Source organism: Streptococcus sp. F0442 (assembly GCF_000314795.2).
Lineage (GTDB): Bacteria > Bacillota > Bacilli > Lactobacillales > Streptococcaceae > Streptococcus.
In genome coordinates this window covers 112958-125644 of record NZ_KB373316.1, presented here as the reverse complement: position 1 = coordinate 125644, position 12687 = coordinate 112958, and the positions used below count along the sequence as shown (strand labels likewise).

11 protein-coding genes are annotated in these 12687 nt (G+C 40.4%); 1 reads left to right on the top strand and 10 read right to left on the bottom strand.

The genetic code is table 11. The features are described 5' to 3' along the window. Window positions 1–187 precede the first annotated feature (187 nt). The 6 genes from HMPREF9186_RS09575 to HMPREF9186_RS09550 form a co-directional block, all read right to left on the bottom strand. The gene (locus tag HMPREF9186_RS09575; protein ID WP_009732467.1) at window positions 188–457 is read right to left on the bottom strand and encodes a DUF4177 domain-containing protein; all 270 of its coding nucleotides are present in this window, start codon (window positions 455–457) and stop codon (window positions 188–190) included. A gap of 157 nt (window positions 458–614) precedes the next feature. Next, window positions 615–1229 (bottom strand): hypothetical protein, encoded by a 615-nt coding sequence (locus HMPREF9186_RS09570; RefSeq protein WP_009732466.1) that lies wholly within the window; start codon window positions 1227–1229, stop codon window positions 615–617. 429 nt (window positions 1230–1658) lie between these two features. Further along, window positions 1659–3059: an APC family permease gene (locus HMPREF9186_RS09565; RefSeq protein WP_009732465.1), complete on the bottom strand. Its 1401-nt coding sequence runs from the start codon at window positions 3057–3059 to the stop codon at window positions 1659–1661. Between the two features lie 116 nt (window positions 3060–3175). Then, window positions 3176–4003: a hypothetical protein gene (locus tag HMPREF9186_RS09560; protein ID WP_009732464.1), complete on the bottom strand. Its 828-nt coding sequence runs from the start codon at window positions 4001–4003 to the stop codon at window positions 3176–3178. Then, a complete protein-coding gene (locus tag HMPREF9186_RS09555) occupies window positions 4000–4800 on the bottom strand; it encodes a hypothetical protein (RefSeq protein ID WP_009732463.1) in 801 nt (266 codons plus the stop codon). Before HMPREF9186_RS09555 ends, HMPREF9186_RS09560 begins: the two co-directional genes overlap by 4 nt. Further along, window positions 4794–5123, bottom strand: coding sequence for a PadR family transcriptional regulator (locus HMPREF9186_RS09550; RefSeq protein ID WP_009732462.1), 330 nt, complete (start codon window positions 5121–5123; stop codon window positions 4794–4796). Before HMPREF9186_RS09550 ends, HMPREF9186_RS09555 begins: the two co-directional genes overlap by 7 nt. Window positions 5124–5378: 255 nt before the next feature. Between HMPREF9186_RS09550 and HMPREF9186_RS09545 the strand changes: the two genes are divergently transcribed. Beyond that, the gene (locus HMPREF9186_RS09545) at window positions 5379–7343 is read left to right on the top strand and encodes a peptide ABC transporter substrate-binding protein (protein ID WP_009732461.1); all 1965 of its coding nucleotides are present in this window, start codon (window positions 5379–5381) and stop codon (window positions 7341–7343) included. 331 nt (window positions 7344–7674) lie between these two features. On the opposite strand, the gene HMPREF9186_RS09540 is transcribed toward HMPREF9186_RS09545, so the two are convergent. The 4 genes from HMPREF9186_RS09540 to HMPREF9186_RS09525 all read right to left on the bottom strand — a co-directional run bounded on the left by HMPREF9186_RS09540 (window position 7675) and on the right by HMPREF9186_RS09525 (window position 12661). Beyond that, on the bottom strand, window positions 7675–9678 hold the full coding sequence (locus HMPREF9186_RS09540; RefSeq protein ID WP_009732460.1) for an FtsX-like permease family protein: 2004 nt from the start codon (window positions 9676–9678) through the stop codon (window positions 7675–7677). Continuing rightward, window positions 9671–10438: an ABC transporter ATP-binding protein gene (locus HMPREF9186_RS09535; protein WP_009732459.1), complete on the bottom strand. Its 768-nt coding sequence runs from the start codon at window positions 10436–10438 to the stop codon at window positions 9671–9673. The genes HMPREF9186_RS09540 and HMPREF9186_RS09535 overlap by 8 nt, the downstream gene beginning before the upstream one ends. A 327-nt stretch (window positions 10439–10765) precedes the next feature. Continuing rightward, on the bottom strand, window positions 10766–11329 hold the full coding sequence (locus HMPREF9186_RS09530) for a hypothetical protein (protein WP_009732458.1): 564 nt from the start codon (window positions 11327–11329) through the stop codon (window positions 10766–10768). Window positions 11330–11542: 213 nt separating this feature from the next. Next, entirely contained in the window at window positions 11543–12661 is a 1119-nt protein-coding gene (locus HMPREF9186_RS09525; protein WP_009732457.1) for a DUF4767 domain-containing protein, read from the bottom strand. Between the last annotated feature and the right edge of the window lie 26 nt (window positions 12662–12687).

The window sequence follows — 12687 nt, the reverse complement described above, 5'->3', positions numbered from 1 at the left end:
GGTCGCTACTGCAACCATTCATTAAGATTAAATAAATTATAATCCATTTGGAGCCATATGTCAACAAGTTAGCAAACTTGTTCGACCTCTATTTATTTTCGATTTCTGTCTTCTATTTACACTATTTTTGTTAGAATAACACTTAAAAAAAAGGTTATTACTGGCAAATATGAGGAATAAAGAGGGATTATACAATCTTCTCAAAAACCATAGTTGCTTGAATACGATCTCCTCCACCTAATCCTTTACTTCCACCATTTGCTGTACTGATTGTATGAAGTCTATATCCCTTAGACGCTTGGCGATTGATTACATCTTCTAATTCTGTAAGGTTCCCTGAACCAGTGCCAAAAAATTTTTCTTTCAATGTCACTTGAAGAACAACATAATGTAATCCATTTGCTCCAGAAGCATTTGAAAAGGTACCTTCTTGTTTTACATTATCAAAAAATCCCATAAGTTTCTTCCTTCTTCTAAAACTGTGTCTTTTTATTGAACAATAAATCTAAAACAGGCTGTCATTTAGATAGTAACATCCCTCATATTCATTTGTTATTTAAAATATCCTGTACCATTAATCAAACTAAATTTGTTATATTTTTTAAACTAATTATTTATTTCGTAACCTTCATTGAACCCGAGAACTTTTCTTTTGCGATTGTCGTCCCATCTTCTGTCTTAATGTGTAGATGAATACTGACATCTTGAGCAGAATAACCATTTTCAACGAGCCAAACGGGGAAAGTTTCATTCTTAACCTGTAAAACTTTGTCAGCAAATTCTTGAATATTATCTTTTGAATTATATTTAAAATCTTGTGGAACAGTCAGATACAGTATAAGCCCTCTCCCTGTAGCACTATAAACTTGCCCAGTCTCTTTTACCAACTCATTCAATTTATTCTGAAATTGAATAGCATATTTTTGAAACTCTTCATCATTAAATTGTTTTGATGTCGAAACTGATTCGCTTGATGAACTAATTTCTGAAGTCGAGGAGGACGTCTGAATTATTGTTGATACACTAGAAGACGAGTTACTTGAACTAACAACAGGCTCTACCGAAGCTTGTTGAGTTTTTTCTTCTTGAAAGAATAAACCAAAAATAATAAAACCAATTATAGAAACCAAAGCTGAAATGTTTCGATATTTTATATTTGGTTGTTTTTTTATAAAATACCAAACACCAACTAGACCACAAAATGTGATAAAAGAAATAATGAATCTCATAGAAACCTCCTATTCATTTTTCAATCTTTTTTAACTTTTTCATACTTTATAACTCTCTAAAACTACCCCAAACTTTCGAATATATAAATCTACTATGAACGTGTAAGTTACTAATCAAGTTCTAAAAAATGAATTATTCATAATCCCTTTCTCAAATAAACCTAGAATGAACCAAGAGATATAGTAGATAAACACTCTAAAACCTCCTTTTAGGAGTGCCCAAACTGCCAATTTTAAAATGTTGACAAATGAGAACGATACTAATACATATTGCTATTTTTTAAAGATTTCTTCAAATGTCATGATCTTCTCCTTTGATTTATACTCCCTTTCATTATAACAAAAATCAAGTTTACTTGTTGCTTACTATCTGGCATTTCTTCTTCACCTGCTCAAAAGAAAAAGCCAGAGTAGTTCTCTGACTTTTCGTTAATCTTCTTGCTTATTTTCTTCAGAATGTTGATAGCCATAGCTGAAATAAAGGACCGTCCCAATCAAGAGAGCAAGGCCAAAGGCCATCCAAGTTCCTAGAGAATACTGGGTCATGAAAGAGACGCAGATGATAATGGATAAAATAGGCAGGAATGGAACCAAAGGAGTCTTGAACTCCCCTTCCTTTGGTAGCCCTTGTTCTTTACGAAGTTTAAGAATAGCTAAGGCCATCATGATCAAATAGGCTAGGGTACAGATATTTAAAAAGGAGGCAATGCTCGCTAATGGGAAAACCCCACCTGCAATCGCTGCAGCAATCCCAGCTAGTATCGTTGCCTTTTTAGGCACCTTGGTCTTAGGATCCAACTCCCGCATCATACTGGGAAGAAGACCATCACGCGCTAAACTATAGATCATTCGAGAAAGAGCAAAGGTCATGGAAATGCAGACGGTGATGAGGGTAAAAATCGCAACGAGGGAAACATAGGTCCCTGCCCAAGAGGCTCCTACCTGACGGAGAGCATAGGCAACCGCATCATCCACATTCAACTGACTAAAAGGTACCATCCCCGTTAGCACCAAGGTTACCAAGATATAGAGCACCGTCGTAATCATCAAACTGAGAACAATCCCCCGAGGAATATTCTTTTGAGGCTCTTGAATTTCATCAACCGCCATGGAAATAGACTCGAATCCTAGGAAAGCGAAAAACATGAGCGAAGCCCCCGCCATAATCCCTGTCTGACCACCGTAGATTTCCCCAAATCCGTAAGGAGCAAAATTTGCCCAGTTGGCAGGATTGAGATGAAACATTCCTACCAGAACAAACAAAGCCAGGGCAGAGAATTTCAAAATTACCAGGATCGAATTAAAGCGCAGGACAAATTTAGCATTGTGGAGAACTAGAGCCGTCACCAGAACCATGACTAAAATGGGTAACAGATCCACATAGTTCCCTGCAGTAGGATTAAAGGTCCCATTTAAAGCAGCTGGGAGATGGATACCTCCATTCGCTAACAAGCCCTTGAAATAGGCTGCCCAACCCGAAGCGACCCCGGATACAGCTGTCATAAATTCCATAACCGTTAGCCAGCCTGCAAGCCAAGCTGGAAACTCACCAAAGATAGCATAGAGGTAACTATAGGCTCCCCCAGTCGCAGGGATCCGCGAAGCAAACTCTGCAAAAAAGAGAGCAGACAATCCTACGCAAAAAGCTGCAATCACAATGGAAACAATCAAGGCTGGTCCAGCTAAAGTAGCAGCAGCAGTTCCCGTAATGGTGAAAATCCCCGTTCCCACCATAGCACCGATACCTAAAACAATCAAATCCCACATTCGCAAATGGCGGTTCAGACCAGCATGAGATTTGCCAACATCTTTTTTTCGAAATAGATTCATCCCTTTCCCCCCTTTTATTGTCATCATTCTATCATACTTAGATTGAAAATGGTAGCCTATCTCTGACAGTAACTTCTCCAACTAATAAAGGAGGGGCACCCCTCCTTAACTGTATTTTAACCTTCTTCAGCCTTCATCTTTCTCAAGGCCCGAATGGTAAACCAATAGTATATAACTAGCCCAAAAACAATGACGGCTGTTGGCAGGAGGACAGTCATACTAGGATTCTGAATTCCTTGTGCCAAAGTCCAGCGATGCAAGAATCCCACTACTAAGAAGGACAGAATAGGAAAGATGAAGGCACGAACAAACTCTTCTTTCCATTGCCAGAGGATAAGACCTGCAGAAGCCCCTGTCATCAGGAAAGTATCCCATGGATTCGGTACCGTCAACCAGGCAAAAGCTGGCAAGAATCGGACCCCAACTATTTCACTGATAAAATAGATCCCCAGAACGAGAACGACTGCTACATAGATTACTTTTTTTGACTTCTCTTCTGCAAAAATGAGGCGACGAAGGAGATAGAATAGTAACCCAACGGCCAAAAGTCCTAAAATACTATCCGTTAGATAGATGAGGGGCTTGAGAACCAGGACTACTTGCGAAGCAAAATCACTTAAGAGGCGATAGAAAATCACAATTCCCGAGATGATCGCCCCATATTTCAGAACAGACCGTGTCGATTCTTTGGGCATATTTTCGATGATTTGGTCTGCCATTTCCTTTGGATTGAGACCAAAATAGTCCTTTGCTGTCAATCCATCCGCTCCTGCTTGCGAAAAATCTAGTGCTAAATTATAGACCTGCTCTCTCAAAGCCTTCTCCTCATATAAGAAACCGGCGAAATTGAAATAATCCCAGAGATCTTGGAAATAAGCTTGGTCCTCCTGGCTAAAGGTTTGAACCAAAGCCTGAGTTTCTTCATAATAAATAACTGCTGTCATCTTTCTTCCCCCTTTCTTTGGAGACGAAATACAACGAAGGTCAGGACTAGTCCTATGAGAGGAAGTAGCCAGCCTAATAAGTGAGCAGTTTCCTGATTCACAAGACGAATCCAGCATCCAGTAACTAGGAAAGTCAGGCCCATAACTAGTAGACTCGTCATTAAACGCTCCCTGCTTCTATAAGCCATAACCGCAAACCCAAGTAGGACTAGGATAGCAAGAACAACCGCCCAACCATCTGATAAGAAGAGACTCCCAATGTGGCCAAAATAAATCGAAAATAGTCGTATGATGTTCAGAAATACCATCAGGCAGATCACACTGATAAAAATAGCCCAAGACCTCTTCATTTCACCATAGCTCTGTTTGGACCAAAGCCACGTGATGAACTGGCTAAACACCAAGAAATTGAATAAAATAACAACATAGGTCAGGGGTTCAATTTTCAATGGCGTCATCCAGGTAAAATCCATTAAATAACGCATGCCAACTAAGATCACTCCAAGTAGGAAGACGAGTCCCACATAAGATCCTAAAGAGCGTTTAGGCAAATCTGAAAGAACTTGGTCCACCATAGCCCGTGGATCCTTTCCAAAATAATCCACTGCCCGAATGTCTTCTTTTTCAGCAACTTTTAGGTCGCAAACCATATTGTAGAGTTGTTCACCGAGTGCTTCATCATCATAAAAATAGGACTTAGCCCCAATATAGGCCACCATTTTTTTCACATAGGCTTGATCCTCTTTATTTAAATGAATCAATTCATCTGACATTTTTTCTGTATAACTTTCTACCATTCTTTCCCCTCCTTCTTGATACGTTCTACTTTTGTGACTAGCTCCTGCCACTGGTCCCAAAATTCCCCTAAACGCTCTTTTCCAGCATCACTGAGTGAAAAATACTTACGATCAGGACCATCTGGAGACGGCCTCATTTCCCCATAAATAATTCCTTGTTTTTCTAATTTTTGAAGCAGGGGATAAATGGTCCCGGCGACAATCTTATCAAATCCCATCTCTTTGAGACTTTGGATCAATTCATAGCCATAGATAGCCTTTTTGGAAATAATCTCCAGCACACAGCCCTCCAAGACTCCCTTTAGTAATTGGGACTCTTTCATCCTTCTCACCTCTCTCTTTATCCACTAGTTTGTTTTACATACTAGTTTCTTCACTATCAGTATACTCTTTCTCAACTAGTATGTAAAGCATAATAGTAATCTTTTTAAAAAAATTTTTATTCCTTAAAAACCCCTTAAAATCAAGGCTTTCACTGTATACTGGTGTGTAAATATGCAAAAAAAGTTCAAAAAACACTTTATTTTATGGATTGAATGGAGTATAATAATTAAAATTATACAAAAGGAGACACGAATATGAAAAAATCGAAGCTTGCTCTTTTAGCAGGTGTAGCCGCTGCTTCAACGCTTTTCCTTGCTGCATGTGGTTCATCTTCTAATTCATCAAAGGGAACAACCTACAACTACGTGTATGGTACAGACCCTGATTCCTTGAACTATTTGACTTCAAATCGTTCAACTACAAGCGACATTACAAGTAACTTGGTCGATGGTTTGTTTGAAAACGATCAATACGGTAACTTAGTGCCTGCTCTTGCAGAAGACTGGTCTGTTTCAAAAGACGGGCTCACTTATACCTACAAGCTTCGAAAAGACGCGAAGTGGTATGATTCAGAAGGAAATGAATACGCTGACGTCACTGCAAATGATTTCGTGACATCTCTGAAATATGTAGCCGATAAAAAGTCCGATGCTCTTTACTTGGTTCAAAACTCAGTCAAAGGCTTGGATGATTATGTGAACGGAAAAACTAAAGACTTCTCAACTGTTGGGGTCAAAGCTGTTGATGATCATACTCTTCAATATACTTTGAACCAACCTGAATCTTTCTGGAATTCTAAATTGACTACTTCTACTATGATGCCGGTCAATGACAAATTCTTAGAATCAGCTGGGAAAGACTTCGGTAGCGTGAAACCAAATGGGATCCTCTACAATGGTCCATACATTTTGAAATCCTTCACTTCAAAATCACAAATCGAGTTGGAAAAGAACCCTGATTACTACGATAAGAAAAATGTTCACATCGATACGGTTAAATTAACTTACTTCGATGGATCCGACCAAGACTACCTTGCTCGTAACTTCTCAGATGGTAACCTATCTACTGCTCGTCTCTTCCCAACAAGCTCAACCTACAGTACGATTGAGAAGAAATTCAAGGATAACATCGTTTATTCCCCACAAGATTCTACTGTTTACTACGCTTACTTCAACGTCAACCGTCAAAATTACGGCCATACGAAGAAGACATCTGATGAGCAAAAGAATAACACCAAAACAGCTCTTCAAAACAAAAACTTCCGTCAAGCTTTGAACTTTGCTTTAGACAGAACTTCCTACAGTGCTCAAGTGAATGGGAAAGACGGAGCATCAAAAACTCTTCGTACCCTTCTAGTTCCACCGACATTTGTGCAAGCAGATGGGAAAGACTTCGGTACTCTCGTTGAAGAAAAACTTGCCGCAACAGGAGATGAGTGGAAAGGTGTTAGCTTCGCAGATGCTCAAGATAGCTTGCATAATGCGGATAAAGCCAAAGCGGAACTTGAAAAAGCGAAGGCTGAATTGCAATCACAAGGTGTTCAATTCCCAATCCATATCGACTATGTTGTGGACCAATCTTCTAATGCTCTTGTCCAACAAGCAGACTCTTTGAAGAGCTCAATCGAAGCAGCCCTTGGTACAGACAATGTCGTGATCGATGTACAAAAATTGTCTACAGACGATGCAGATAACGCTACTTATTTTGCCCAATCACCAGAGCAAAAAGACTTTGATATGGATATCACTGGTTGGGGACCTGACTTCCAAGACCCATCTACTTACTTGGATATCTTAAACTCAACAGATGGTTCAACCTTGACTGGTATGGGACTTGATCCTAAGAAAGACCAAGCACTCATCGAGAAAATTGGTTTGAACGAATACCAAGCATTGCTAGATGCTGCCAATGCTGAAAAATTGGATACCAATGCACGTTATGAAAAATACGCTGCTGCCCAAGCTTGGTTGACAGAAAATGCCATGGTTCTTCCAATCTACTCTAAGGGTGGAGTTCCATCTATCACTAAGGTAACACCATTCTCAAGAGCAAATTCTGCAATTGGTATTAAAGGTGAAACAACCTTCTTCAAATACCAAAAGGTTCAAGACAAGACAGTCACAACTGCTGACTACGAAAAAGCTTATAAGAATTGGTTGAAGGAAAAAGAAGAATCAAACAAAAAAGCACAAGAAGAACTTGCAAAACACGTGAAATAATCACGATAAAAACACCGAGGATCAAATCCTCGGTGTTTTTGATTAAGGAAAAACCTATCCTTGAAACTTTCCTTAGGTGAGTACGGACGTTAGCGAACTTCTTCGAAGTTCCATAACTTAGTTTTGGACCTAAGGTTCCAAAACTCCCGAGTGATAGAAATACTAGTATTTCTATCACTTTTCTCACGGCGGAAAGTTTCGGTATTTGTTTAAATAAGCTTAATAATTTAGATTATTATAATTCTTTCCGCAACACTTGGCTTGTCCTATGTAAAAAACAGTTTGTCTATTTATTGGATTTTTCATTTCTCAATCTTTTATAGACTCAGCGCTACCTCACGACAATCTTCCGATAACTTCTAGAAGTCAGAAGAAAGACGAGAACATAGGAGATAAAAAAGACAGCACAGATTGCTAAGGTTGTTTGAAGGACCAAGCCTGCATTGGTCGCTCCTAAGATGGCAACGATTTTTGCAATCATCTTGTAGGCTACTCCTAGGTAAAGGAAGGAGAAGAATAGAGGAAGGAAAAAGACGGTGAGAATCTGTTTGCGAATGGTGGTGCCGGTTTGCTTTTGGTCCAATCCTACTTGTTGCAAAATCACAAAATTTTCCCGGTCCTCATAGCCTTCTGAAATCTGTTTGTAGTAAATGACGAGAACCGTAGCCAATAGAAAGATCACAGATAGGAAAACTCCAATAAAGAGGAGAGTCCCTGCTGTTTCACGCCACTCCTTCTCTATACTGTATCGTTCATATCCACCAAAATAAGTCGCACCATATTGACTCATTTTGTCTGTCGAATACAGCTCTTTGGTCACGCTACCGATGAAATCTTGGTTCTCTTTATCTTTTGCAGTAATAGAGAATTCCAAATTTTTATCAACTTTTAGTCCCAGTTGGTTCAAGTCAGGAAGAACAAGGTACAAGCCCATTTGATGTTGAAACAAGCTGCCTTGAGAAAGTTCTCCTTGGATAAAATTGGAGTTTAGTTTTTCTTTAATCGTGAAGGTCTTCCCATTGATTTTTAACTGCGCGTCTAATCTTCCAGGATAGTGATAACCATAGGCTAGGATCTCATTTTCCCCAAGCTCAACTTTTTTACCCGTCAGTTGCTCATAAGTCGCCTGATCAAAAAAGTTGACCACTCCTTCTGTCTTCATCTCCTGACCAGCTTCTTGATAGGACTGCTCATACACCTCTAAGCTCCTTCCATCAATCTTTCGAATTTCAGCCGACCAGTATGTTGTCTGTGCCACCTGATAATCTGATAGATTTGTCGAATCGGCTGTTTTCTTAATTTGAGCTTGAACATCCTTGATAACCGGTTCTGTCTCAGCATCTGAAGGCATATGCCCCACACTAATCATGTAATCAGAAGGGTAAACAGTATCTAGGTAGTTCTGCCCTCCAATAAAGATATTGAGTGACCCGGTTAAGGTTACCAAAACCATGGTGGAAAGAATACTAATGGTCGCAAGGCCCGCTGCATTTTTTCGCATCCGAGCTATTAAGTTAGAGACGGATATAAAATTCTCTGGCTTGTAATAGTAGGATTTCCTACCTTTGAGAAATCTTAAGAAGGTAATAGATCCTGCGTTGAATAAGAGATAAGTCGCTAGAATGACCAAAATGACAGCAATAAAGAATCCTTGAACCGCCGCAACCGGACGCTCAACGGTTAGCGCTATATAAAATGCAATTCCTAAGAGCCCAAGTCCTAAAAAAGTTTGGACCAGCAAGAAGCATCCCTTCTTCTCTCCTGCTTTTTTCTGTTGCATGAGGTGGAGGGAACTGTAGCGCAAGAGGCGGAAAGAATTCAACAAGAGAATGAGGCCAAAAGCTAAGGCTAACCCAAGTAAAGTGTCTAGAACAGCCCCTAGCTGGAAGGTCGATTGAATGACGACTGGTAGCCCCATACATTTTAGGAGCAAGGCAAAAATCAGGCGATCAAATAAGAGCCCCAAACCCAGTCCTACTCCAACTGTGAGAACATAGAAGAAGAGCAATTCCCATAAGGTCATGATGAGGAGATGCTTCTTCTCCATTCCCAGAACACTGTACAAGCCCAGTTCTTTGGAACGATTTTTCATGACAAAGCCATTGGCATAAGCCACCAAAATGATGACGACCAGCTGGACGACGAAACTACCAAAACCAAGTACAGTTCTCGCCGCCCCCCCTCCGTAAGAATCCTCTAAATGAGGGGTTGATGCCAAAGCGATAAAGCTATAGAGGATCATGGTCGTTAATATGACAGCTATAGCAAAAGGGTAATAGAGCTTACGATTTTGTTTGAGGTTGGAAAGAGCTAATTTACTCGATAATTTAAACATCGCTATCCTCCTTACCCGCCATGACTGTCAGAGTATCTGAGATTTCTTGGAACATCTGACGCTCTGTCTTTCCCCCTCGAAAGATCTGGTTGTAGAGAATCCCATCCTTGATAAAGAGCACGCGCTTGGCCCGAGCTGCCGCTGCGGTTGAGTGGGTCACCATGAGGATGGTTTGCCCCATGCTATTGATATCTTCAAAGACATCTAGCAACGCAGCCGAAGACTTGGAATCCAGCGCCCCTGTTGGCTCATCCGCCAGGAGAATTTCAGGTGAGGTGATGATGGCCCGTGCTACGGCTACCCTTTGCTTTTGCCCACCAGAGATTTCGTAAGGGTATTTTTCTAAGAGCTGGTGAATACCCAATTCCCGACTCACGCTCTCCACCTTAGTCATCATTTCCTTGACTGGTCTGCGAGAAAGGACGAGAGGCAAGAGGATATTGTCCTTGACCGATAAGGTATCGAGAAGGTTGAAATCTTGAAAGACAAAACCTAATTTTTCCCGACGGAAACTGGAGGCATCCTTGTTCTTGATGGTTGAGGTGTCGGTGCCATTGAGGTAGACCCGTCCTTCCGTCGGCTGGTCCAGCATGGCCAGGATATTGAGGAGGGTCGATTTCCCGGATCCTGATTCCCCCATGATGGCGACATATTCACCCTCTTCCACAGTGAAGTGAATATCTTTCAAGGCTTCGACTTGCGTTCCTTGAAAGCGGGTTTTGTAGATTTTTTTGATATGTTGAACGTCTAGTAGGGTCATGGTCCGTTCCTTTCTAGCTCGAAAAAGCTTCAATTGTTTTTTACAAATCAATTGTACTAAAATAAGAACGCTTTCACCATAACATAACCTTACATTTTACCCTTTATTTCTTACATTTTTGTAAGAAACCAAAAAAACAGGCTAGGACAAAAGTCCTAGCCTCTTAATTGTTTTTTGATTGTCGAGCAAGACGCAGTGGTTGAGTGGGCTCTACTACGCTGATTTCATCAGCTTTTACAGCCCTACTCAACTGTGCGGAGGTGGGACGACAAAATCGAATTCTAACGAATGACCGATTTCTGTCCCACTCTCATTTTCATTTATGAATTAATCAGCTGATGAAGAGGTAGCTTCCTCAATAGATTTGTAAACACCTTCAAGAATATTTTCCATTGAGTCACGAGCTGTTCTAATTTGTGTCAAGAAAGGTGTACGCCCTTGCTCAGGAACAAGCGTATCATCTGAACCTGCACTTGACAGCATGTTATTGAATTGAACTTTTGAGTCGTCCATAGCCTTGATAGCTGGTTCTACTTGTTGAGTATAAGTAGCTCTCTGTAGTTCTGGAATTTGTTGACCGATATCTTGTGCATATTTTTTGTAGTTATCTACTAATTTGCCATAAAGATTTTTAAAGTCACCAATTGTTTTGGCATTATCGATTTCTTCATCCGTTAACAAGATGACTTCTTTGGAAGCAACCGAAGTTGTTGACGATTTTGATGTTTTTTCTGAACTGCTTGACTTGCTTTCTGAAGTAGATGATTTTTCTACTTTGCTAGAAGAAGCCTTTGCTTCTTTGTTAGATGATTCTGAAGCAGTCTTACCTGAACAGGCTGCCAATGTTGCAACTGACAAGAGAGCCACACCGGCTGTAAGAAGTTTTTTCATCATTATTCTCCTATAAATAAAGTTTGAATATATTTTAAATGATTTCCCTTTTATTGTCAAATATTTTCTGTTTTCAAGTGCTTTTATAACCTTATTTATCACTATATTTTAACATATTTTCTTTCCTAAACAATACTGCATATTTTGATTTTTTATGCATAAAACGAATAAATTAAAACCAGAAAATACCAATTTTCTGGTTTATTCTTCTTTTTATTGATGAAGCAACTGTGTAAATGCTTCTTGAAGTTCCTTGTTGTCCGTTGGTTTTAGATACATCTTTCCACCATTGGTCGTTGGGGAATGAAAGACAATGCCTTCTCCTGTATCTGTAATAGCAAAGAAATAACTATGCACATCTGGATACTTGTCCCAATTGCTATAGCGTTCCACTATGCGGTATTTTGCATTTCCCTGACCAGTATCTGTATAAATAGCATCCATCTTGCTATTGTCCCCTAGAGTATAGAGGTTGTCTGGTCCTACATCACCGCCAGCAATGCCTTTTTGGTAGTTGGGTTGCCCCATCTTTTCGCCCCAGGTCTTCATAAATTCTGCTAATTTTGCTGATTTTTCAGCATTCCATGGCGTTTTCTCCTGGCTTTGGGTATCGCCTCCTGATGGTGTGCTTTCAAAGGTTTGCCAGTCAAAACTCTTGAGGTCCAGTTTATCCTCATCCGATTTTCCAAAAAGGGCATTCAGATCTGAACCAGGTACCTGAACTTCTTCTTCCTGGACTTTTGTCGCGGCTTGAGGTGTCTTTTCTATTCGTGAAAGCACGGCTACACCACGGCCAGTTCCCGACAACCAGCTGACTTCCAGGACATCTCCTCCCTTATAGAGGGTTGTCGCATTGCGCGCTCCTCCGTGTCCAGCGACGAAACCTTCTGCAAGCAAGGTCGGCTTTTGGTCCTTGAGGTAGTAGATTCCTATCGCAAAGTAGCTCCCATCGGTTTGCTGGTTGGCGATGATCATCTCATCTACCCCATCGCTATTTAAGTCCTTAAAGGCATAGCGAACAGCTGCTGGCTGATTGATGACAGTCTCGATCACCCAGCTATTGATCATCCGATCTTCTTTGGCTAATGCATCATTCAATTTGGAAATGGCATCCAAATCCTTTGAAGTGGCAAAAATCTTTTGGTAGTCTGAAAAAACAGACTGGTATAATTGTTTGTTGTCTGCTTTTTTCGCTTGTTTTTTAGCTGCTGTCTGGCTGGTTGCAACCTCTTTTTTAGGACTGGACTGGCGCTGGTATCTTTGGTAACATCCTGTTAACAAGACCATACTTGAAGCCACTAATCCCAACTGGATCCAATGTTTTCTTTTCATCTGACTCCTTTAGTCTCCCGTGTTTT